Origin of the sequence: Streptomyces sp. NPDC005496, assembly GCF_042872045.1 — a bacterium.
Lineage (GTDB): Bacteria > Actinomycetota > Actinomycetes > Streptomycetales > Streptomycetaceae > Streptomyces.
On sequence record NZ_JBIAJQ010000001.1, the window covers coordinates 440,409 to 461,914 of the forward strand.

Genomic DNA, 21,506 nt, shown 5'->3' on the forward strand with positions numbered 1-21,506 from the left:
TGTGCCGTCCCCCGCCCCACAGGCGTCTCCCTACCCCCGGACCAGGCGACCATGGCCGGTCACCGGGTCGCGCGGTCACGGCCTCAGTAGCGGCGGTGCGTCGAGCCTCCGCGGCGCAGCCGGTAGACGGCGGCGCCGACCGCGCCCGCGATGAGGACGCCGCCGGTGATCAGGGCCGGGAGGGAGTCGGTGAAGGCGCCGCCCTGCCCGGCGCGCACGCCGTGCCGGCTGTCGACGCCGGGGTGCTCGCGCGGCTCGTGGGGCGCGGTGCCGTCGTGGGCCGTGCCGTCGCGGGGGGTGTGCCTCTCGCCGGGTACGGGTTCCAGGGCGTCCGGCGCCGCCTCCTGGGGCGCACGGTCCGGGCCGACCGGTTCCGGCGGCACGCCTTCCGGGACGCCGTCCGGGCCCACGCCTTCGGGGACGCCGGCCGGTCCCAGGTCCTCCGGGACGCTGTCCGGGCCGACGGCGTCGGGGCCCACGTCGCCGGGGCTCGTCCCGTCCACGCCGCCGTCACCGGGCTCCACGGCGTCCGGGACGGTGTCGGCGGGCCCGGCGGCTTCCGGGCCCAGCGCCCGGGAGCCCGCGTCGCCCGGCTCCGTGCCGTCCGGTGCCAGGACACGCCCGTCACCGCCCGCGGTGCCGTCGGCCCCGGCCTGGCCCGCACCGCCGTCCTCGTAGGTTTCCGGGTCCACGCTGCGCGGGCCGAGGGGGCCGAGGGCCCGGGCGGTGTGCGCGGGCACGTGCGCGCCGGTCCCGTCGCGGAACGCGGAGGCGCTGACCGTGCCGCCGGGGCCGACGGCGCGGAAGCCGGCCTCCGCGGCCCGGTCCGCGAACGCGGCCGAGGCGGTCGCGCCCAAAGCGGCACTGGCCAGGGCGGTGGCGGACAGGACACGAGCGGTACGGCGCATGGGATGGGCTCCTTCGGCCGGCTCTGCGGTGAGGGCACGGCCGTCGTGCCCCCAGAGCCCATCACAGCCCCGGCGGCGGCCGGGCGCGCGCCGCCGGGCACCATTCGCGCTACCCGGGCCGCCGGACGGGGGACCCGGGAGCCCGCGGGGGCGCGAAACGGTGGCCACGGAAACGGCCCCCGGGCGAGGGGGGCGACATGCGAGGGGGCCGGGCGCTCCCGCGCGTCCGGCCCCCTCGCGATGCTGTGCCGGTTCACCCGGCGGAACGCCTACGCGGCGTCGCGCATCACCTGGTCGCGGAGCCTGCTGCAGCAGCGGCTGATCAGGCGCGAGACGTGCATCTGGGAGATGCCCAGTTCGTCGGCGATGCGGCTCTGCGTCATGTCGTTGAAGAACCGCATGTAGAGGATGGCGCGCTCCCGCTCCGGGAGCGCCTGGAGCCGGGGCTTGACGGCCTCGCGGTCGATGACCGTGTCCAGCGCCGGGTCGGCCGAGCCGAGGGCGTCGCTGAGCGAGTAGCCGTCCTCGCTGCCCGGCAGCTCGGCGTCGAGGGAGAGCGCGGTGAAGCTCTCCAGGGCCTCCAGGCCGGTCAGCACGTCCTCCTCGCTCATCCGGGCGTGCTCGGCGATCTCCGCGACGGTGGGCCTGCGGCCGGTGATCGTCTGCGACAGGTCCTGGCTGGCGAAGCGCACGCGGTTGCGCAGGTCCTGGACGCGCCGCGGTACGTGCAGGGTCCACATGTGGTCGCGGAAGTGGCGCTTGATCTCGCCGGTGATGGTCGGCACCGCGTAGCTCTCGAAGGCGTTGCCGAGCTCGGGGTCGTACCGGTCGACGGCCTTGACGAGCCCGAGCGCCGCGACCTGCCGCAGATCCTCGTAGCTCTCGCCGCGGCTGCGGAAGCGTCCCGCGAGACGTTCGGCCATGGGCAGCCAGGCCTCCACGATCCGGTCCCGGAGTGCGTCTCGCTCGGGGCCCGCGGGCAGCTCGGCGAGCCTGCGGAACGCCTCAGCCGTGTCGGGGGCGTCGTCGTGCGGGTGGTGCTTCACGCTCGCTTGGGTTCGCATGGTGCCTGCAACTCCCTTGGGGGGTGCCTTAGATGGACAGTCACCGTGGGAGCGCGCCCGCGCGCCGGACGGGTACACCCGGGGCGCGGTTCCACCGCTCCCACGGACGTGCCTCCTGTCCGAAGCACTCTCACGCGCCTGCCCCGAGTCATGCGTGGCAAACACCCGAGGTTTTCCGGCGTCTGGGGTGGTGACTCGGAAGGTGTTGTGTCCGTCCCCCCTGCCTCCAGGAGGTTCCGTCATGAGCACCAAGGTCGCCGATCACGTCCTGCAGCGCCTGCGTGAATGGGGCGTGGAGCAGGTCTTCGGCTATCCGGGGGACGGCATCAACGGTCTGCTGGCCGCCTGGGGCAGGGCCGAGGACCGGCCACGCTTCGTGCAGTCGCGGCACGAGGAGATGTCCGCGTTCCAGGCGGTGGGATACGCCAAGTTCAGCGGCCGTCTGGGTGTCTGCGCGGCCACCTCGGGGCCGGGCGCCATCCATCTGCTGAACGGGCTGTACGACGCCAAGCTCGACCACGTCCCGGTGCTGGCGATCGTCGGCCAGACGCACCGCACCGCGATGGGCGGCTCGTACCAGCAGGAGGTCGACCTCCACACGCTGTTCAAGGACGTCGCGTCCGACTTCGTGGAGACGGTGAACGTCCCCGAGCAGCTGCCGAACGTCCTGGACCGCGCGATCCGCACCGCGTACGCGCGCCGGGCCCCGACCGCCGTGATCATCCCCGGTGACGTGCAGGAGCTGGACTACGAGCCGCCCACGCACGAGTTCAAGATGGTCCCCTCCAGTCTCGACCTGGGCTCCTGGACGACGACTCCCTCGCAGGAGTCCCTGGAACGCGCCGCCGAGGTCCTCAACTCCGGTGAGCGGACGGCGATCCTGATCGGGCAGGGCGCTGCGGGCGCGCGGGCGGAGGTGCGGCGGACCGCGGAGCTGCTCGGCGCGGGCGTCGCCAAGGCGCTGCTCGGCAAGGACGCCCTGAGCGACGAACTCCCCTACGTCACCGGGTCGATCGGCCTGCTCGGCACGCGTCCCTCGTACGAGCTGATGCGCGACTGCGACACCCTGCTCACCATCGGCTCGTCCTTCCCGTACTCGCAGTTCCTGCCGGAGTTCGGCAAGGCGCGGGCGGTGCAGATCGACCTGGACCCGCACATGATCGGGATGCGTTATCCGTACGAGGTGAACCTGGTCGGGGACGCGAAGGCGACGCTTCAGCGGCTCATCCCGCTGCTCGACGGGGACCGCGGGCGGGAGTGGTACGACACGGTCTGCGCCAACGTCACGCGCTGGCACGAGGTGATGCGGCGGCGGGCGGAGGTCTCGGCGGACCCGATCAACCCGGAGTACGTCGCCCGGGCGCTGGACCCGCTGCTGCCCGACGACGCGATCGTCACGTCCGACTCCGGCTCGACGTCGAACTGGTACGCCCGGCACCTCACCCTGCGGGACGGCATGCGGTCGTCCCTCTCCGGCACGCTGGCGACGATGGGCTGCGCGGTGCCGTACGCGATCGGCGCGAAGTTCGCCCACCCCGACCGGCCCGTGATCGCGCTCGCCGGGGACGGGGCAATGCAGATGAACGGGCTCGCGGAGATGATCACCGCGGCGAAGTACCGGGACCGCTGGGAGGACCCGCGGCTGGTCGTGGGCGTCTGGAACAACCGGGACCTGAACCAGGTGACCTGGGAGCTGCGGGCGATGGGCGGCGCCCCCTCGTTCCTGCCCTCGCAGGAGCTGCCCGACGTGCAGTACGCCGCCTTCGCGCGCTCCCTGGGGCTGACCGGCATCCGGGTCGAGAAGCCGGAGGAGGTGGAGGACGCCTGGCGCGCCGGGCTGGCGGCCGACGGCCCCGCGGTGATCGAGTTCCTGACCGATCCGGCGGTCCCGCCGGTGCCGCCGCACGCCACCTGGGAGCAGATGGAGGCCACCGCGGCGTCGATCCTCAAGGGCGACGCCGACCGCGGCTCGGTGGTCCGCCAGGGGCTGAAGGCCAAGGTCCAGGAGTTCCTGCCGGGCCGCGACAAGCGCGGGAAGTGAGGTCCGGGCGGACGTGTCGACCCCGGGTGCTCGGGTACGCGTCGACCACTCCCGAACCTCTGGAGGGAAACATGCAGCGAGGCAGTGACCGGCTGAGCGTCCACCGGGACGAGGAGATGAAGCACGAGCTTCAGGGACTGCTCCGGTCCGGGCATCCGACCCGGGCCGAGGAGTGGCACGACCCGGAGCCCACGGCCGACGACGATCCGGTGATCGCGGGCGGTCCCGTGGTACCGGGTCGGGGGGCCGCCTCCCTGGAGACGGTGCGTCTGGAGATGGCCCGGATCCTGGGCCGGACCTCGTTCCCGGCGGGCCCGCGCGAGCTGGGCGGCGTACTGCGGGAGAAGCACGCGCCGGACGCTCTCGTGGAGGCCGTGGAGCGGCTGCCGCGCGAGGCGCACTACGGCACGGCCGGGGAACTGGCCGAGGCGGTCGTGCGCACCGGGCCGTCCTGAGGCCCGGAGTACGGCGAGGAGACACCGTGCCGCCCGAGGGCGGCGGACGACCGGCGGGCGGGCCGCGGACGCGGCCCGCCGGACGCCGGGAAAGGAGAAGGGACACCATGCGCATCGCGTTCCTGGTGGCGCCGGAGGGCGTCGAGCAGATCGAGCTGACCGATCCCTGGCAGGCGGTGACCGACGCGGGCCACGAGCCCGTCCTCGTGTCGACGCAGCCCGGGGAGATCCAGGCCTTCAACCACCTCGACAAGGCGGACACCTTTCCCGTGGACCAGGTGGTCACGGACGTGTCGGCCGACTCCTTCGACGGACTGGTCCTTCCGGGTGGCGTCGCGAACCCGGACTTCCTGCGGACCGAGGAGAAGGCGGTGTCTTTCGTCCGCGACTTCTTCGAGTCGGGGCGTCCGGTCGCCGCGATCTGCCACGCGCCGTGGACGCTCGTGGAGGCGGACGTCGTCTCCGGCCGGGTCCTCACCTCGTGGCCCAGCCTGCGCACGGACATCACCAACGCCGGCGGCACCTGGGTGGACGAGCAGGTGAAGGTCTGCGACCACGGACCGAACACCCTCGTCACCAGCCGCAAGCCGGACGACCTCAAGGCGTTCGACCAGGCCCTCCTCGCCGAGTTCGCGAAGGGTCGCCGGAGCGGCTGACGCCCGCGGCGGCGACGAGCGAGTCCGTGCCCGGGTCCCCGCGGGGCCCGGGCACAGCCGTGTCAGCGCTCGCGAGCGCCCTCGCGGGTGCGGCCCGCCACGATCGGGCGGCGCGGGTGGCGGCGCAGGTACTCGCCCTCCAGCTGCGCCATGCGCTCGTTGTGGATCCGCAGCGCGTCGTTGGACCCGTGCAGCAGCGTGTCGTGGCGGGTGCGGTGGATCGTCTCCAGCTCCCGCATCAGCTGCTGGTCGTCCAGCCGGTCCGGGTCGACTCCGGTCATCGCGGTACCCCGATCGTCGTGGTCCTCTGCGGTCCGGGTACCCACCCGGCACGCGATAGCCGGGGCCTCCCGGAGAAGGCCGTGGCATCGCTGTCTCCACTCTACGAACATCCGGCGCGCCGGGCCTGCGCACCCGCGGGCGGCCCCTCCCGCGCGGGGAGGGGCGGCCTGCCTACCGGGCCCGCTCCACCCGGCGCTCGTCCCACACGGGCTCGGTCGTCTCGCGCACCCGGCCGTCCGACCCGAAGACCAGGTAGCGGTCGAAGGAGCGGGCGAACCAGCGGTCGTGGGTGACCGACAGGACCGTCCCCTCGTACGCCTCCAGCCCCTCCTGGAGGGCCTCCGCCGACTCCAGGTCGAGGTTGTCGGTGGGCTCGTCCAGGAGCAGCGCCGTGGAGCCCTCCAGCTCCAGCAGCAGGATCTGGAACCGGGCCTGCTGGCCGCCGGACAGCTTCTCGAAGCGCTGCTCGGCCTGCGCGGTCAGCTCGTAGCGGCGCAGCCTGGACATGGCCGCGCCGCGGTCCTGCGCGTGCTCGGTCCACAGGATGTCGAGCAGCGTGCGCCCCTCCAGCTCGGGGTGGGCGTGCGTCTGCGCGAAGTGGCCGGGCACGACGCGGGCGCCGAGCTTGAACTCCCCCGTGTGCGCCACGTCGCCGCCGGCGAGCAGCCGCAGGAAGTGCGACTTGCCCGAGCCGTTGGAACCCAGCACGGCGACCCGTTCCCCGTAGAAGACCTCCAGGTCGAAGGGTTTCATCAGGCCGGTGAGTTCGAGGCCCTTGCAGGTGACGGCCCGGACGCCGGTACGGCCGCCGTGCAGCCGCATCCTGATGTCCTGCTCGCGGGGCGGCTCGGGCGGCGGACCGGCCTCCTCGAACTTCCGCAGCCGGGTCTGCGCCGCCGCGTACCGGGACGCCAGCTCATGGCTGATGGAGGCCGCCTGACGCAGGTTCAGCACCAGCTTCTTCAGCTGGGCGTGCTTCTCGTCCCAGCGGCGCCGCAGTTCCTCGAAGCGGGCGAAACGCTCGCGCCGCGCCTCGTGGTACGTGGCGAAACCACCGCCGTGCACCCAGGCGTCCGCGCCGGTCGGGCTGGGCTCGACGCTCACGATCTTCTCGGCGGCACGGGCGAGCAGCTCGCGGTCGTGGGAGACGAACAGGACGGTCTTGCGGGTCTCCTTGAGCCGCTCCTCCAGCCAGCGCTTGCCGGGGACGTCGAGGTAGTTGTCCGGCTCGTCGAGCAGCAGCACCTCGTCGCCGCCGCGCAGCAGCGCCTCCAGCACCAGCCGCTTCTGCTCGCCTCCGGACAGCGTCCGCACCTGGCGCCACTGCGCCTTCTCGTACGGCACGCCGAGCGCCGCCATGGTGCACATGTCCCAGAGCGTCTCGGACTCGTACCCCCGCACCTCGGCCCAGTCGGAGAGCGCCTGCGCGTACTTGAGCTGGGCTGCCTCGTCGTCGACGGTCATGATCCCGTGCTCGGCGACGTCGACCGCCCGCGCGACCTCGCGGATCCGTGGGGGCGCCACCGACACCAGCAGCTCGCGCACGGTCGTCTCGTCCCGTACGGAGCCGACGAACTGGCGCATCACACCGAGGCCGCCGCCCACGGTGACCGTGCCGCCGTGCGGTTTGAGCTCTCCGGAGATCAGGCGGAGCAGGGTGGTCTTCCCGGCGCCGTTCGGGCCGACGAGGGCCACGACGGACCCTTCTCCCACCCGGAACGACACGTCGCCGAGCAACGCCCTCCCGTCGGGGAGGTAGTACTCAAGATGCGCGGCTTCGAGGTGTCCCATGGTCAGGCATTGTCCGGGGCGGCGCCCTCGCCGGGCAAACGCATATCCGCACGCCCCCGACGTGGCCTGCGTCACCCCGGCCCGCGCTAGCCCCCGGTGCGGCAGGAATCCCGCGCCCTTGGGTACCCGAACCCCCATGACTGCGACCCCAGACGTCGACCTCACCGTCCGCCCGCCGGGCCATCACGTGCTCCGGGACCGGCTCCTGGCCGCCGACTGCCGGCTCTTCGAAGCGGTCGCGGCGCGGCACTGGCCGGGCGGCGACCGCGTGCTGCCGAGGCTGACCCGGAGCGCGAACCACGGCGTGCTCTGGTTCGCCACGGCGGCGGCGCTCGCCGCGAGCCGCAGCCCCCGGGCCCGTCGTGCCGCCGCCCGCGGTCTCGCCTCGCTCACCCTGGCGTCCGCCACGATCAACACCCTCGGCAAGCGCTCGGTGCGCCGCGCCCGGCCGGCACTGGACCCCGTGCCGCTGGTCCGGCAGCTGAAGCGGCAGCCGATCACGACCTCGTTCCCGTCCGGGCACTCGGCGTCCGCCGCGGCCTTCGCGACGGGGGTGGCCATGGAGTCCGGCGGCCTGGGTGCCGCGGTGGCTCCAGTGGCCGCGGCGGTGGCCTTCTCCCGCGTCTACACGGGCGTCCACTTCCCGAGTGACGTGCTCGTGGGCGCGGCGCTCGGGGCGGGCGCCGCGTACGCGGTGCGCGGACTCGTCCCGACCGGGGACCGGGACGGGCTGCCGCCGCCCGGCCGGACGGCCGCGGAGGCCCCCGCCCTGCCCGAGGGCGAGGGCCTGGTCATGGTGGCCAACAAGGGTGCCGGTACCGCGGGCCGGGCCCGCGCGCTGCTGGAGACCCTGCCGGGGGCGGAGCTCGTGGAGTGCGAACCCGCCGACGTGCGCGCCGAGTTGGAGAAGGCGGCGACGCACGCCCGGGTCCTCGGCGTGTGCGGCGGCGACGGCACGGTGAACGCGGCGGCGAAGGTGGCGCTGCGGCACGGCCTGCCGCTCGCGGTGCTGCCCGGCGGCACGCTGAACCACTTCGCGTACGACCTCGGTGTCGAGGACGCGCGGGGGCTTGCCCGTGCCCTGCGGCGGGGCGAGGCCGTCCGGGTGGACGTCGGGCTGTTCTCCTCGGACGCCGCCGAGGGGTGCTTCCTGAACACGTGCAGCCTGGGTGTCTATCCCGAGCTGGTGCGCGAGCGGGAGCGCTGGTCCCGGGCGGTCGGCGGCTGGCCCGCCGGGGTGATCGGGGCGCTGCGCGTGCTGCGTGCCGACCGCCGTCCGCTGCGGACCGGGTTCGAGGGCCGTGAGCACCCGCTGTGGCTGCTGTTCGCGGGCAACGGCACGTACCACCGGGTGGGTCTGGCGCCCGCCCGGCGCTTCGATCTCGCGGACGGCCGGCTGGACGTACGGGTGGTGCACGGCGGCCGGCGGCCCGCGGTGCGCCTGCTCGCGGCGGCTCTCGCGGGACCGCTGACCCGCTCCCCCGCGCACGCCGCGGTGCGGGTGGACCGGCTGCGGGTGGACGGCCTCCCGCCCGGCACCCCGCTGGCGTACGACGGGGAGGTCACGGAGGCCGCGGGCGAGCTGACCCTCGGCAAGGCCCGAGAGGCCCTGACGGTCTACCGCCCGGCCGACCGGGACTGACACTACGTCAGACCGCATGGTGAGATACGGATCTCACCATGCGGCCAAGGCGCGTACCGTGGCGCACATCGCCCCGCGGAGCAGCGGCTCCGCGGGCCCGTACGCCGCGAAGGGGAACGGTCATGCCGAAGTCGCAGGAGAGCGCCGTCTACACGCACGGCCACCACGAGTCCGTACTGCGCTCGCACACCTGGCGCACCGCCGCCAACTCGGCCGGCTACCTCCTCGGCTCCCTGAAGCCGCACATGCGCATCCTGGACATCGGCTGCGGCCCAGGCACGATCACCGCCGACCTGGCGGCGCTGGTGCCCGAGGGCCGGGTCACGGGCGTGGACCGCGCGCCGGACGTCCTGGAGCAGGCGCGGGCCACGGCGGCGGAGCGGGGGCTGCCGAACGTCGACTTCGCGGTCGCCGACGTGCACGCGCTGGACTACCCCGACGACACGTTCTGCGTGGTGCACGCGCACCAGGTCCTCCAGCACGTCGGGGACCCGGTGGCCGCGCTGCGGGAGATGGTCCGGGTCACCAGGCCGGGCGGGCTCGTCGCGGTCCGGGACTCCGACTACTCGGCGATGACCTGGTATCCGCGCTCCCCCGGCATGAGCGACTGGCTGGAGCTGTATCTGCGGGTGGCGCGCGCCAACGGCGGTGAGCCGGACGCGGGCCGCCGTCTCAAGTCCTGGGCGCTGCGAGCCGGGCTGGACGACATCACGGCTACGTCGAGCACCTGGACCTTCGCCACGGACGCCGAACGGCAGTGGTGGAGCGGGCTGTGGGCCGACCGCACCCTCGCCTCGGCCTACGCGGACCGCGCCGTCGAGGGCGGTCACGCGACCGGGGAGGAACTGCGGGCGGTGTCGGAGGCGTGGCGCGCGTGGGGCGAGGCAGAGGACGGCTGGTTCGCCGTGCTGCACGGCGAGATCCTGTGCCGCAAGAACGCCTGACGCGCGGGGCGGGGTCCGGCCGTGACAGGCACGGGACCACTGGGGCATGCGTTCGGATCAGGCCGGTGGGGGGGGGGGGGGGGGGGCGGGGGGGCGCCGCCGGGGGGGGGGGGGGCGGGGGTGATCCGCGGGGGCCGGGGGGCCCCCGGGGCCCGCGGGCCGGTTAAGTGCACGGGGGGGCCAGGGGCCGGCCCGCCCGCGGCCCGCGCCCCGGGGGCGCGGCGCCCCCCCCGGGCGGGCGGGGGGGGGGGGGGGCCCCCGCCCCCCCCCGGCCTGATCCGAGTGACAGGGGCTAATCCCTGGGCAGCAGCGGTCCCAGCGGGCCGAGGTCCAGGTTCAGGTCCTCGGGCCGCAGACCGTAGCGGTCGCGCAGCTCGGCCATCCGCTCGTCGAGGAGCATCAGGGTGAGCCCGATCCGCTCCTCCTGGTCCTCGGACAGGTCACCCGTGTCGAACCGCCGCACGGCCTGCCGCTCCATGAGCTGGCGCAGCAGCTCCACCACGGTCAGCACCAGCTTGACCAGGTCCCGCTCCACGGTGTCCGGCTCCAGCTCCAGCCGCTTCCGGCCGGCCGACCTGCTCCCGGACGGCGCCGCGTCCTCCGTCGGGGCGGTCCCCTCGGCGGACGGTGCCGTCTCTTCGGCCGACGGGGGCGTCTCCCGCGCGGACGGGACGGGACCGCTGCCGGGAACCCGCTCGTCCGCGGACCCCGGGTCCTCCTCGCGCCCGATCCCGGCGAACCACACGTAGTCGTCGCCGGACGCCCGCTCGGCGCCCGGCGCCCGGCCGGTCACAGCGAGTCCCGGAACGGCGAGGGCACCTGCTCGTTCACCGAGCTGATCAGGGCGTTCAGGTCGATGCGGACGAGGTCGACGTCGGCGATCCGCAGGGTGATGTCCCCGGTGATGACGACCCCGCCCGCGAGCAGCCGGTCGAGCAGGTCGACCAGCGCGACCTCACGCCGTTCCACGACCGTCACAGTCCCGCCTCCCGCGACCCGTCCGCGTCGTCCTCCAGGCCGGCGAAGGAGTACGCGGCCCAGGGCCCCGTGAGTTCCACCCGCAGCCCCGGCTCGTCGTCCTTCGTACGGTCGACGAGTTCGACGAACGCCTCCGAGTCCGAACGCGGCACCAGGTAGGCGGCGTTCAGGACGTTGCGGCCGCTCTGCCGGGAGATCGCGGCGTTCTGCGGGGCGTGCAGCCGGGCGTCCTCCGCGTGCGCGGACAGACCGTCGTGCAGCCGGCGCGCGAACTTCTCCGCCTTCTCCCACATCGCGTCCTGCGACCGGGAGCGCATGCGCCGCTGGCGCAGGTAGTCCCGCCCGGACGCGGGCTTCGCCGGCTCGGCGGCCTCGGCCTGCCCGGAGTCGGCGTAGACCTTGACGCCCCACTCCACCCGGCCGTCGAGCCGGTCGAGCGTGCGCCGGAACGCGTCCTCCCGGGCCTCCATCATGGACCGGACACCGCTGTCGTCCCGGAACACCGTGGCGAGCCGCAGCGGCAGCGGCGTCGTCACGGCGGTGAGCGCGTCGATCACGCTCTGGTGGGCGCGCGCGGTGTCGCTGAGCCAGTCCAGATCCTCCAGATGGCGCCGGAGCGGCTCCTCGGCGAAGTCGCGCTCCGGCACCGTGCTGACCACGGCGACCAGGCCGTTGTGGGTCAGCAGACCGGGGGGCGCGCCCGCCACCCCCGTCACATCGGCCTGCAGAGGCGCGCCGAAGGGGCGGCAGACGGCGTAGACGTACCGCAGTCCGCTCATGGTGCTTCCTCCTCCTTGGGCTGGGCCCGTCCCTGCTCCAACTGTTCCATCTCCGCGAGATGGGCGCGCAGCTCGGCGTTCTCGCGGGCCAGCTGGTTGTGGTGCGCCCGGGAGGACAGCGCGGGGTCGTCCTCCCACCAGTCGATCCCCATCTCCTTCGCCTTGTCGACGGAGGCGACGATGAGCCGGAGCTTGATGGTGAGCAGCTCGATGTCGAGCAGGTTGATCCGGATGTCACCGGCGATCACGATGCCCTTGTCGAGCACCCGCTCCAGGATGTCGGCGAGGTTCGCGCTTCCGCCCTGTCCGTACGGCTCAGGGATTAGACCGGGCGTCGTCATCGGCGACTCCCGCTGACGGCCGGCTCTTCCTCTTCCTCGTACTCCGCTTCCTCGTCGCCCTCGGGCTCGGCGTACTCGCCCTCCGGCTCCTCCTCGTCGGCGTACTCGGCCTCGGCCTCGGGCTCTTCCTCGTCGGCGTACTCGGCCTCGGGCTCCTCCTCGGCCTCGAGTTCGTCCTCGTCCTCGTAGGACTCCTCCGGCTCGTCCGTCTCCTCGGCCTCCTCGGCCTCGGCTGCGGTGTCGGCGTCCTCGTGGTCCGCGGCTTCCTCGTCGCCCTCGTACTCGCCCTCGGGAGCGTCCTCGGACTCGGCCTGTTCCTGTTCGGCCTGCTCCTCCTCGACCGCGTCCTCGTGGCTGCGGACCACCTCGCCGTCACGGATCTCACCGCGCCAGCCGTCCTCGGCCTCGCCCTTGAGCGTGATGAAGCGGGCGTAGTTCTTCAGGTCGAGCCGTGCCCTACGGCCCTGGGCACGCCAGATGTTGCCGGTCTTCTCGAACAGGCCCTTGGGGTAGTACTCGATGACCAGCAGGACGCGCGTCAGGCTCTCCGCGAGCTCGTGGAAGGTGACGACACCCTTCGTCGTGCCCTTGGCGCCCTCGGACGTCCAAGAGATGCGCTGGTCCGGCACCTGCTCGGTGGTGTGCGCCTTCCAGCTGCGGCTGGACCAGAACACCTTCATCTGCCAGTCGGAGGTGGTGTCGTCGGCGCGGTTCGCGCTCTTGACGCCCTTGGCGAAGGTGCTGAAGTCCTGGAACTGGGTCCACTGGTCGTACGCGTCGCGCAGCGGCACGCCGACGTCGATGAACTCCATGATGACCGTGGGCTTCTGGCCGGCGCCGCCCTTGCGCTTGCCCTTGCCCTTGCCGCCGAACATGTTCTTGAACGCGCCGACCACGTTGTCCTTGGCCCGGCCGGCGCCGACCTCCACCGCGGACCGCAGTGGGCCCTTGCCCTCCGCGAGCTTGCGGCCGCCGTCGAGGGCGAGCTTGGCGAACCCGGGGCTGTTGCCCTCGGCTATGTCGTTGAGCTTGACGGTCGTCTGTCCGAGCTTCTGTCCCACGCCGACCAGCAACCGCTGGGCCTGCGCGGCCAGATACTCCTGGACCTCCGACTTCAGTCGGTCGGCCGCCTCGCTCTGCACGACCGCCGTGACCGGGTTGTCCTTCGCCTTCTTGGTGGCGGAACCGAGTACGTCAGCCATCGTCGCGGCCTCCCTCCGACTGCCGGGACCGCGGGATGCGGCGGGCGGCGGTCTTCGTCGCGGCCTTCTTCGCGGGCGCCTTCCTGGCCGCCGCGGCGGTCTTCTTGGCCGGCGCCTTCTTGGCGGTGCCCTGCTTCTCGGCCGCCTTCTTGGCCGTGGCCTTCTTCGCGGGGGCCTTCTTGCGCGGACGCGGCTTCTCCTCGGCGGACTCCTGCTCGGCAGCCTCGTCCCGGCCGTCGTCCTCGTCCTCGGGCTCGTCGTCGTAGCGGTCGTCCGGCTCCTCGTCCTCGTCCTCGTGGCGCCCGGACACGTCCGGGCTCACGCCGGCGAGCTGGTTGCGGACGTCCGCCGTACGGCCGTGCAGCCGCTTGGCGAGACCCTCGATCTGCCGCTCCACCAGTGCCCCGGAGGCGGCCTTGCCGACCCCGCGCAGGTCCTGGCGGAGCTGGTCGTTGATCTCCTTGAACGCCGGGTTGCCCAGCAGCTGCTTGGACACCAGATCGCCGATCGCCTTCGGGCTGAGCTGCATCCGCTTGCCTGCGACCATGGTGCCGACCGCGAAGGCCAGCTTCATCTTCTTGGTACGTCCGAGGACGTACCCGGCCCCTACGGCGAGGCCCAGTCCTAGTCTGTTCATCGTGTCGTCCCGTAGTTGGGTCCCGCGTCTTTGCGCAGGGCGGCTTCCAGCCGGTCCAGCAGGACGTCCTCCTGCTGGTCGAACTCCTCGTCGGTGATCTCTCCGGCCTCCAACCTGGCTTCGAGCTGGGCGAGTTCGGCGCGGATCGCTGACGGGTCGTAGTACTGGCGCTCGGCCTCGGCCACCACCTGTTTCATCGCCCAGAGGCTGCCGCGCACCGGAGCGAGCGGCAGCATCAGCACCTCGCCGATGAGTCCCATGGGGCTACTCGCCGCCCGTCCGGGCGCCCGACGAGATGCCGGTGGCGGGCTCGGAGGGGCCGGGCTCGACGAAGCTGTAGGGCGGCAGCGGCCCGTTCACACGCAGCTCCAGGTGCGGCTGGCCGCCGCGGATGTCGTCGACGGCGCTGAGGAACGCGTCGGCCGACTTGCGGTCCACCAGGAACGACAGGTTGGCCAGCCAGCCGGTGGACTCCGGGCCCTCGCTCACGGCCTCGGCGGTCGGTTCGAGCGTGCGCCTGAGCCCTTGGGCGTCCTCGGCCTCGCGGGCCTGGAGCGCGGCCACGACCATCTCGCCGAGCCGCATCTTGTCCTCGTGGGAGCCGCCGCCCGCCTGCCGGTTGGCCTCGGTGAGGGAGCGGATCTCGGGGTTCTCACCCATCACGCGGTGCAGCACGGCCTCTTCGTCGTGGCTGGCCTTGACGTTGTACTCGACCTTGCCGGCCAGCGCCTTGAGCCGCTCCTGGTAGTGCGCCGCACGCTCGGCGAGCACGGAGACGACGGTGTCGTCGTCGGCCGCGATGCTGCCGAAGCGCATGGGCAGCACCGCGCCGCCCTCGCCCGCCTCGCTCAGCACGTTCTGGTGGGCGAGCAGGTCCCTGCGCTTGGGCCGCAGTCCCTCGGGGGCGTCGCTGACGATCGCCGCCAGGTCGCCCTCCCTCAGGATGCGTACGGGGCGCGCCGGTTCACCGACTCCGTCGATGCCGTCGGGAAGCGAGGGGTGCGTTCCCTCGGCGATGCCGTAGACGTACGTGCTCACTCCTGCTCCTCCTTCCGGCGCGAGGCCGCGGTCTTACGGGTACGGGGCCGGGACTCGGACTGGCCGTCCTCGCGTGCCTGCTTGAACGCGTCCGATATGGTCTCGGCGGCGCCGGACAGGGCGCCCTTGGACTTGCCGCGCGCACCGGACTCGGTGAGCTCGCCCATCAGGTCGGGCAGTCCGGGGTTCTTGTGCGGGCCCGCTTCCAGGTCGAGGCGGTTGCACGCCTCGGCGAAGCGGAGATAGGTGTCGACGCTCGCGATGACGACACGTACGTCGATCTTCAGAATCTCGATGCCTACGAGGGAGACCCGTACAAACGCGTCGATGACGATTCCGCGGTCAAGAACGAGTTCGAGGACGTCGTAGAGGCCACTGGTGCCCCCCGATCCGCCGCCTTGCTGTGCCGGGACAACGGTCATACCGTCCAGTCCTCCTAGTCTGTTGGATGTCTCCGCGGGGAAGGGGCGGTGCCTATCGGCCGCCCGGCCTGCGCTCCGCCCGTCCGCGTTCGTAGCGGCGGACCCGGCGATACCCGGTGAGCTCTCCGTCGTTGTCGAGCTCCACCTGATAGGTCGCCAGCAGGCTCATCGTGTCCGGGATCTTGGCGAGTTCCAGGACCTCGACCTCCAACGCCCAACCGTCTTCGGTGCGTTCGAAGGACGAGACCGACTCGGCCGCCATGCCCGTCAGCTCCTGGAGCTGGGCGCGCGCGTGGCGCAGCACCTCCATCGGCTTCGGCTGGCTGTCCGCCGCGGTGTTCTCCTTGCTGTTTCCCTTGTTCTGGGAAGAGTTCTGTGAACTCTGTGATCTGGATGTGTTGGATGTGTTCGACATGGCCACCTCGAACACCGGGTGCTCGCTCGTTTGTTGGCCAAACCTCACGGACGGCGGGACTCAGCCACGCAGGGCGTCCAGCCGGCGCCGGGCCGGGCCCAGAGCGCGTCCGTGGCCGAGCAGGCCCGCCCACGGGTTGGTGCGGGCCTGCTCGACGGCGTCGGCGACGGTCCAGCGGCGGGCGTGCAGACGCGGGTCGTCGAGCTGCCCCCACGAGATGGGGACGGCGACGGGCGCGCCGGGCAGGGCGCGGACGGTGAAGGGGGCGACGGCGGTCTGCGCGTACGCGTTGCGCTGGACGTCGAGGTAGAGCCGGTCGCCGCGCTCCTTCTTGCGGGCCGCCGTGGTGAACCGGTCGGAGTGCCGGTCGGCGAGCGCGTCCGCGGTGTCCTTGGCGAAGGCGCGGACCTCGTCGAAGCCGTGACGCCCGTTCAGGGGGACCACGATGTGCAGGCCGCGTGAGCCGGTGGTCATCAGCGCGGACGGCAGCTTCAGCTCGTCGAGCAACTCGCCGAGCAGCTGGGCGGCTTCACGTACCACGGCGAAGTCGTCCGTGCTGGGGTCCAGGTCGAAGACCATCCGGTCGGGCCGGTCGACCGAGTCGGCGCGCGACAGCCAGCGGTGCAGGGTGATGCCGGCCTGGTCGGCGAGGTAGACGAGGGTGGCGGCGTCGTCGCACACGGGGTGCAGGACGGTGCCGCCCTCCTTGGCCACCTCGACCCGGCGGATCCACTCCGGGTAGTGGTCCGGGGTGTTCTTCTGCATGAACGAGGGGCCGTCGAGCCCGTCGGGGTGGCGCTCGACCATCAGCGGGCGGCCCCGCAGATGGGGCAGCATGAAGGGGGCGACGGACCGGTAGTACCCGATCAGGTCGTCCTTCGTGTACTCCTTGCCGCCCCCGTCGGCCGGGAACAGCACCTTCTCCGGGCGGTGGATCTCCACGGTGCGGCGGCCGGCCCGCACCGTCCGTGCGCTGCTCATGGTCGTTCCTCTCCGGCCGAAAGGCCCTCGGTGTCCTCAGCGCACGACGGCGTTCTCCACCAGCAGCCGGACGGCGGCCGTGATCGACTCGGCGTCGATGCCGGCCGCGTGCAGCTGCTCCTCGGGGCTCGCCGAGCCCGGCATCGTACGGACCGCGAGACGGACCAGGCGGGGCGTGGGCCGGCCGTCCAGGAAGGCGTCGAGGACCGCGTCCCCGAGGCCGCCCTCCTCGCGGTGGTCCTCGACGGTGATCAGGCAGCCGGTGTCCTCGGCGGCCTCGCGCAGGGTTTCCCGGTCGACGGGCTTGACCGAGTAGAGGTCGACGACCCGGACCTGGATGCCCTCGGCGTCGAGCGCCTCGGCCGCCTTCAGCGCCTCGTGGACGGTGACGCCGGCCGCGACGAGGGTCAGCCGGTCGTCGGAGGAGGCGCGCAGCACCTTGCTGCCGCCGACCGGGAAGTCCTCGTGGGGCTCGTAGATGACGGGGCCGGCGCCGCGGGAGGTGCGCAGATAGCGGATGCCGTCCAGGTCGGCCATGGCGGCGACGAGCTTCGCCGTCTGGTTGGCGTCGCACGGGTAGAGCACGGTCGAGCCGTACACCGCGCGGAACATCGCGAGGTCCTCCAGGCCCATCTGGGAGGGCCCGTCCTGGCCGATGGAGGCTCCCGCGTGGGAGCCGACCACGTTGATGCCCGCGCCGCTGACCGACGCCATCCGCACGAAGTCGTAGGCGCGGGTGAGGAACGCGGCGAACGTGGAGGCGTAGGGCGTCCAGTCACGGGCGGCGAGGCCGACGGCGGTCCCGATCATCTGCTGTTCCGCGATGTAGCACTCGAAGTAACGCTCGGGGTGCTCCTTGGCGAAGAACTCGGCGCGTGTGGAGTCGCCGACCTCGCCGTCCAGGGCGACGACGTCGCCGCGGGCGCCGCCGAGCGCGGCCAGCGCCTGTCCGTACGCGTCGCGGGTGGCGACCTCGTCGCCGACCTCGAAGCGGGGCAGTTCGGGGTGCCCGGTCCGTACGGCGTGCAGCATCCGGGTGGCCGGGGGTTCCTGCACCTGTACGCGCAGGTCGCGGACGCCGCCGAGTTCGGCGATCGCCTCGTCGGCGTCCGGCAGCGGCTTGCCGTGCAGTCCCTCGCGGTCCTGGACGGAGGCGACGCCCTTGCCCTTGAGGGTGCGGGCGAGGATCACGGTGGGCTGTCCGCTGGTGGAACGCGCCTCCGCGAAGGCGCGGTCGATGTCCTCGACGTCGTGTCCGTCGACCTCGACGGGGTGCCAGCCGAAGGCGTGGAAGCGGCGGGCGTAGGCGTCCAGGTCGTGGCCGTGCCGGGTCGGGCCGCGCTGGCCGAGCCGGTTGACGTCGACGATCAGCGTGAGGTTGTCGAGGTGCTCGTAGGCCGCGTGCTCGGCGGCCTCCCAGACGGAGCCCTCGGCGAGTTCGCTGTCGCCGCACAGCACCCACACGCGGTAGCCGGTGCGCTCCAGCCGCTTGCCGGCGAGCGCGATGCCCACGCCGACCGGCAGGCCCTGGCCGAGCGAGCCGGTGGCCGTCTCGACCCAGGGCAGCCGGCGGGGTGTGGGGTGCCCTTCGAGACGGCTGCCGAGCTTGCGGAAGGTGAGCAGTTCGGTGTCGTTGATCGCGCCGGCCGCCTTGTAGGCGGAGTACAGCAGCGGTGAGGCGTGCCCCTTGGAGAGGACGAACCGGTCGTTGCCGGGGTGCTGGGGGCGCTCGAAGTCGTAGCGCAGGTGCTTGGCCAGCAGGACGGCCATCAGGTCGGCCGCGGACATCGAGGAGGTGGGGTGGCCGGAGCCCGCGGCGGCCGAGGCGCGCACGCTGTCGACGCGCAACTGCTGTCCGAGTTCGGCGAGTTGGCGGGTGTTCATGAGTCTCCTATCGGTAACTGTCGCGCGTGGCGGGAGCGCCGCCCGGCATCCGTGCCTGCTCGGGCGACGCGGTGTCCAGCGGCACCGACCACGACCGGACCAGGCCCAGCTGGACGCCCTGGCGGGGCAGCGCGGCCTCGAGGAGCCAGTCGGCGGCGACGCGGACGCGGTTGCCGGGCATCGCGGCGAGGTGGTAGCCGCGGGTGACGGCTCCGGCGAGCGGACCCGAGAGCGGTACGCCGAGCGGGTTGGCGGCGGCCTCGGCGCCGCCGAGGTCGACGGTGAAGCCGAGGTCGCGGTGCCGGTAGGGGCGGCGCTCGCCGGTGCCGAAGGAGGCCGCGACGTTGCGGGCCGCGACCTTGCCCTGGCGCCACGCGTGCTGTGCGGTCATGGGGGTGTACTGGCCGGGCTTCTCCAGGTCCGGCACGGCGGCCGCGTCACCGCAGGCGTAGACCTCGGGCCGTCCCGGCACCTGGAGGTAGGGGTCGACGAGGAGCCGGCCGCGTTCCATGGGCAGGCCCAGGGTTTCGGCCAGCGGGTCGGGGCGGACGCCGACGCACCAGATCAGGGTGCGGGTGTCGACGAACTCGCCGTCGCTGAGCAGGACGCCGTCCGGGGTGGCCTCCTTGACGGAGGTCCCGGTGCGTACGTCGACGCCGCGCCGCCGCAGCACGCGGTCCGCCGTCCTGGAGAGCCGTTCGTCCAGTTCGGGCAGGACGCGTGGGGCGATGTCGAGCAGCAGCCAGCGGGGCCGCCTGGCTTCGGGCAGCGGCCGACCGCGGGTGAGCGCGTCGGTGAGGAGCTGCCCCTGCGCGGCGACCTCCGTACCGGTGTAGCCGGCGCCGACGACCACGAAGGTGCACCGCGCGTCGGCGCTGACGCCGTCGTCGGACGCGGCGGCCAGTTCGATCTGGCGGGTGACGTGGTCGCGCAGGTACAGCGCCTCGGGCAGGCCGCGGAAGCCGTGGGCGTGCTCGGCGACCCCGGGGACGGGCAGCAGTTTGTTGACGCTCCCGGCGGCGAGCACCAGCCGGTCGTAGGCCAGCGTCCCTTGGCCTCCCTCGGGGTCGCGGTAGTGCACGGTCCGTGCGTCGAGGTCGATCCGGTCGGCCTCGCCGAGGGCCAGGCGTACGCCGGGCAGGGTGCCGGTGAGCGAGACGGTGACACGGCGTGGCTCCAGGACCCCGGCGGCGACCTGCGGCAGCAGGGGCAGGTACAGGAAGTAGTCGGTCGGGTTGAGCAGGGTGATGTCGGCCCTGCCGCGTGCCTGCCGGGACAGGGCGCGGGCGGTCCGGTATCCCGCGAAGCCGGCACCGACGATCACGATGCGGGGTCGAGCCACGGTTCGCCTCCGGCATGGTCGCTCGTACGGGCTTACCGCGTCCCCCTGGGTGGACCGGCCAAACGTCGTGGCGGCCGGGGGCACGGGCCCGGCGTACGCGTATCGGCCGGGTCGCGCAACCCGGCGTCCGGTGTTCCCCCGCGTATCCGTCATGTCCGGGACCGCCTCGGGTGCGGGCGTGCGGGTGTGCGGGCGGCGTTTCGCGGGCCGCGGCGGGGTTACCCGGGCCGTCCCTGAGCAGCCCGTCGCGGAGGTGCCCCCCATGGCCGAGTACGGCTACTTCCTGTCGACCGAGGAATTCGGTCCCGCGGAACTCGTCGAGCAGGCGCGGATGGCGGAACAGGCCGGATTCCGCTCCCTGTGGATCTCGGACCACTACCACCCGTGGAACGACGCGCAGGGGCAGAGTCCGTTCGTGTGGTCGGTGATCGGCGCGCTCTCCGAGGCCGTGTCCCTGCCGATCCAGACGGCGGTCACGTGTCCCACCGTGCGCATCCACCCGGCGGTGCTGGCGCAGGCCGCGGCGACGACCGCGGTGATGACGAACGGCCGCTTCCGGCTCGGCGTGGGCTCCGGGGAGGCGCTGAACGAGCACATCCTCGGTGACGCCTGGCCGCCCGCGCACGTGCGCCTGGAGATGCTGGAGGAGGCGATCCAGGTGATGCGCGGCCTCTTCACCGGCGAGGAGGTCAACCATCACGGTACGCACTACACCGTGGAGAACGCCCGCCTCTACACGGTTCCCGACGAGCCGGTCCCGATCGACATCTCCGGCTTCGGCCCGCAGGCGACCTCGCTGGCGGCCCGGGTCGGCGACGGCTACATCACGATGATGCCCGAGGAGTCGATGGTCTCCCGGTTCCGCAAGGGCGGCGGGGGCGCAAAGCCCGTGAGCGGCGGCACGAAGGTCTGCTACGGGCAGGACCGCGACGAGGCCGTGCGCACCGTGCACCGGCTGTGGCCCAACCAGCTGCTGCCGGGCGAGATGGGCCAGATCCTGCCCACACCCCGCCACTTCGAGCAGCTGCAGCCGCTGGTCACCGAGGACATGGTCCGCGAGAACACGGTGTGCGGCGACGACGTCGACGAGCACGTCTCGGCGCTGACCGCCTTCGCGGACTCGGGCTTCGACCACGTGTACGTCAATCAGATCGGCCCGGATCAGCGGGGCTTCTTCGACTTCTACCGCACCAAGGTGCTGCCGCAGCTCCAGCAGAACGCCGGCTGACGGAACGCCGGGGGCCGGCGGGGCCGCCGTGGACCGTACGTGCCGGATGTACGTGCCGGATGATCCCTAGACCCCGGCGAGACCCGCACGACAGGCCCTAGGCTCGGGGCATGGAGATTCTGGGAGCCACGCTGCGTATCTGCGTCGACGACCTGGAGGGTTCGGTCCCGTTCTACGAGAGACTGGCGGGCGGACGCGCCCTGCGTTTCGAGCGCGGCGGCGTCTCGGTCGCCGCCGTCGGCTGCTTCCTGCTGATGAGCGGCCCCGAGGCCGAGCTGGAGATCCTGCGCAAGGTGGCCGCCACCATCGCCGTCACGGACGTCGACGAGGCGCACCGAGTGCTCAGCGACTCCGGTGCACGGGTGCTGGCGGGCCCGGTCGCGACCCCGGTCGGCCGGAACCTGATCGCGATGCATCCCGACGGCATGGTCTACGAGTACGTGGACCGGCGCGCGGAGAGCCCGACCGGCGTCTGA

Annotated in this window: 24 protein-coding genes; 7 read left to right on the top strand and 17 right to left on the bottom strand. The window is 72.9% G+C overall.

Annotation, left to right across the window (positions count from 1 at the left end; genetic code table 11):
- Positions 1-83 precede the first annotated feature (83 nt).
- Both ACFYQQ_RS02135 and ACFYQQ_RS02140 read right to left on the bottom strand, forming a co-directional pair.
- Positions 84-908, bottom strand: coding sequence for a hypothetical protein (locus ACFYQQ_RS02135; RefSeq protein ID WP_388902951.1), 825 nt, complete (start codon positions 906-908; stop codon positions 84-86).
- Between the two features lie 269 nt (positions 909-1,177).
- Positions 1,178-1,972, bottom strand: coding sequence for an RNA polymerase sigma factor SigF (locus ACFYQQ_RS02140; protein ID WP_355793803.1), 795 nt, complete (start codon positions 1,970-1,972; stop codon positions 1,178-1,180).
- 241 nt (positions 1,973-2,213) lie between these two features.
- Between ACFYQQ_RS02140 and ACFYQQ_RS02145 the strand changes: the two genes are divergently transcribed.
- The 3 genes from ACFYQQ_RS02145 to ACFYQQ_RS02155 all read left to right on the top strand — a co-directional run bounded on the left by ACFYQQ_RS02145 (position 2,214) and on the right by ACFYQQ_RS02155 (position 5,124).
- Positions 2,214-4,013: a thiamine pyrophosphate-requiring protein gene (locus ACFYQQ_RS02145; protein ID WP_356174946.1), complete on the top strand. Its 1,800-nt coding sequence runs from the start codon at positions 2,214-2,216 to the stop codon at positions 4,011-4,013.
- Between the two features lie 71 nt (positions 4,014-4,084).
- The gene (locus ACFYQQ_RS02150; protein WP_356174943.1) at positions 4,085-4,468 is read left to right on the top strand and encodes a DUF2795 domain-containing protein; all 384 of its coding nucleotides are present in this window, start codon (positions 4,085-4,087) and stop codon (positions 4,466-4,468) included.
- 107 nt (positions 4,469-4,575) lie between these two features.
- Positions 4,576-5,124, top strand: coding sequence for a type 1 glutamine amidotransferase domain-containing protein (locus ACFYQQ_RS02155; protein ID WP_388902955.1), 549 nt, complete (start codon positions 4,576-4,578; stop codon positions 5,122-5,124).
- Positions 5,125-5,186: 62 nt separating this feature from the next.
- Here the strand turns inward: ACFYQQ_RS02155 and ACFYQQ_RS02160 are convergent, their stop codons facing one another.
- Both ACFYQQ_RS02160 and ACFYQQ_RS02165 read right to left on the bottom strand, forming a co-directional pair.
- Positions 5,187-5,405 carry a DUF6158 family protein gene (locus tag ACFYQQ_RS02160; protein ID WP_356174937.1) on the bottom strand — a complete coding sequence of 73 codons (219 nt, stop codon included), beginning with the start codon at positions 5,403-5,405 and terminating at the stop codon, positions 5,187-5,189.
- A 172-nt stretch (positions 5,406-5,577) separates the two neighbouring features.
- Positions 5,578-7,197, bottom strand: coding sequence for an ATP-binding cassette domain-containing protein (locus ACFYQQ_RS02165; protein WP_355791108.1), 1,620 nt, complete (start codon positions 7,195-7,197; stop codon positions 5,578-5,580).
- A gap of 136 nt (positions 7,198-7,333) precedes the next feature.
- On the opposite strand from ACFYQQ_RS02165, the gene ACFYQQ_RS02170 reads away from it, so the two are divergent.
- The gene (locus ACFYQQ_RS02170) at positions 7,334-8,839 is read left to right on the top strand and encodes a bifunctional phosphatase PAP2/diacylglycerol kinase family protein (RefSeq protein ID WP_388902960.1); all 1,506 of its coding nucleotides are present in this window, start codon (positions 7,334-7,336) and stop codon (positions 8,837-8,839) included.
- 122 nt (positions 8,840-8,961) lie between these two features.
- A complete protein-coding gene (locus ACFYQQ_RS02175; RefSeq protein ID WP_355795914.1) occupies positions 8,962-9,783 on the top strand; it encodes a methyltransferase domain-containing protein in 822 nt (273 codons plus the stop codon).
- Positions 9,784-10,075: 292 nt separating this feature from the next.
- Here the strand turns inward: ACFYQQ_RS02175 and ACFYQQ_RS02180 are convergent, their stop codons facing one another.
- The 13 genes from ACFYQQ_RS02180 to ACFYQQ_RS02240 all read right to left on the bottom strand — a co-directional run bounded on the left by ACFYQQ_RS02180 (position 10,076) and on the right by ACFYQQ_RS02240 (position 19,802).
- Entirely contained in the window at positions 10,076-10,339 is a 264-nt protein-coding gene (locus ACFYQQ_RS02180; RefSeq protein WP_356237967.1) for a gas vesicle protein K, read from the bottom strand.
- Between the two features lie 233 nt (positions 10,340-10,572).
- A complete protein-coding gene (locus ACFYQQ_RS02185) occupies positions 10,573-10,761 on the bottom strand; it encodes a gas vesicle protein (RefSeq protein WP_121407056.1) in 189 nt (62 codons plus the stop codon).
- Positions 10,758-11,540 carry a GvpL/GvpF family gas vesicle protein gene (locus ACFYQQ_RS02190; protein ID WP_355789063.1) on the bottom strand — a complete coding sequence of 261 codons (783 nt, stop codon included), beginning with the start codon at positions 11,538-11,540 and terminating at the stop codon, positions 10,758-10,760. The genes ACFYQQ_RS02185 and ACFYQQ_RS02190 overlap by 4 nt, the downstream gene beginning before the upstream one ends.
- Positions 11,537-11,881, bottom strand: a complete 345-nt coding sequence (locus ACFYQQ_RS02195; protein ID WP_355789060.1) for a gas vesicle protein — start codon at positions 11,879-11,881, stop codon at positions 11,537-11,539. The genes ACFYQQ_RS02190 and ACFYQQ_RS02195 overlap by 4 nt, the downstream gene beginning before the upstream one ends.
- Positions 11,878-13,083 carry an SRPBCC family protein gene (locus ACFYQQ_RS02200; protein ID WP_355789057.1) on the bottom strand — a complete coding sequence of 402 codons (1,206 nt, stop codon included), beginning with the start codon at positions 13,081-13,083 and terminating at the stop codon, positions 11,878-11,880. The genes ACFYQQ_RS02195 and ACFYQQ_RS02200 overlap by 4 nt, the downstream gene beginning before the upstream one ends.
- Positions 13,076-13,720: a DNA primase gene (locus ACFYQQ_RS02205; protein ID WP_355789055.1), complete on the bottom strand. Its 645-nt coding sequence runs from the start codon at positions 13,718-13,720 to the stop codon at positions 13,076-13,078. Before ACFYQQ_RS02205 ends, ACFYQQ_RS02200 begins: the two co-directional genes overlap by 8 nt.
- Complete coding sequence (locus tag ACFYQQ_RS02210; protein WP_355789052.1) at positions 13,717-13,980, bottom strand: gas vesicle protein GvpG; 264 nt, start codon at positions 13,978-13,980, stop codon at positions 13,717-13,719. The genes ACFYQQ_RS02205 and ACFYQQ_RS02210 overlap by 4 nt, the downstream gene beginning before the upstream one ends.
- A 4-nt stretch (positions 13,981-13,984) precedes the next feature.
- On the bottom strand, positions 13,985-14,758 hold the full coding sequence (locus ACFYQQ_RS02215; protein WP_355789049.1) for a GvpL/GvpF family gas vesicle protein: 774 nt from the start codon (positions 14,756-14,758) through the stop codon (positions 13,985-13,987).
- Positions 14,755-15,180 carry a gas vesicle structural protein GvpA gene (locus ACFYQQ_RS02220; protein ID WP_355789046.1) on the bottom strand — a complete coding sequence of 142 codons (426 nt, stop codon included), beginning with the start codon at positions 15,178-15,180 and terminating at the stop codon, positions 14,755-14,757. The genes ACFYQQ_RS02215 and ACFYQQ_RS02220 overlap by 4 nt, the downstream gene beginning before the upstream one ends.
- Before the next feature lie 52 nt (positions 15,181-15,232).
- Positions 15,233-15,595, bottom strand: coding sequence for a gas vesicle protein (locus ACFYQQ_RS02225; RefSeq protein WP_355789043.1), 363 nt, complete (start codon positions 15,593-15,595; stop codon positions 15,233-15,235).
- A gap of 60 nt (positions 15,596-15,655) precedes the next feature.
- Positions 15,656-16,576 (bottom strand): non-homologous end-joining DNA ligase, encoded by a 921-nt coding sequence (ligD, locus tag ACFYQQ_RS02230; RefSeq protein ID WP_356237844.1) that lies wholly within the window; start codon positions 16,574-16,576, stop codon positions 15,656-15,658.
- Positions 16,577-16,612: 36 nt separating this feature from the next.
- On the bottom strand, positions 16,613-18,460 hold the full coding sequence (locus ACFYQQ_RS02235; protein ID WP_356237843.1) for a transketolase: 1,848 nt from the start codon (positions 18,458-18,460) through the stop codon (positions 16,613-16,615).
- 7 nt (positions 18,461-18,467) lie between these two features.
- Positions 18,468-19,802: an NAD(P)/FAD-dependent oxidoreductase gene (locus ACFYQQ_RS02240; protein WP_355788180.1), complete on the bottom strand. Its 1,335-nt coding sequence runs from the start codon at positions 19,800-19,802 to the stop codon at positions 18,468-18,470.
- 262 nt (positions 19,803-20,064) lie between these two features.
- On the opposite strand from ACFYQQ_RS02240, the gene ACFYQQ_RS02245 reads away from it, so the two are divergent.
- Positions 20,065-21,030, top strand: a complete 966-nt coding sequence (locus tag ACFYQQ_RS02245) for an LLM class F420-dependent oxidoreductase (protein WP_355788177.1) — start codon at positions 20,065-20,067, stop codon at positions 21,028-21,030.
- Positions 21,031-21,140: 110 nt separating this feature from the next.
- Positions 21,141-21,506, top strand: a complete 366-nt coding sequence (locus ACFYQQ_RS02250; RefSeq protein ID WP_355788174.1) for a VOC family protein — start codon at positions 21,141-21,143, stop codon at positions 21,504-21,506.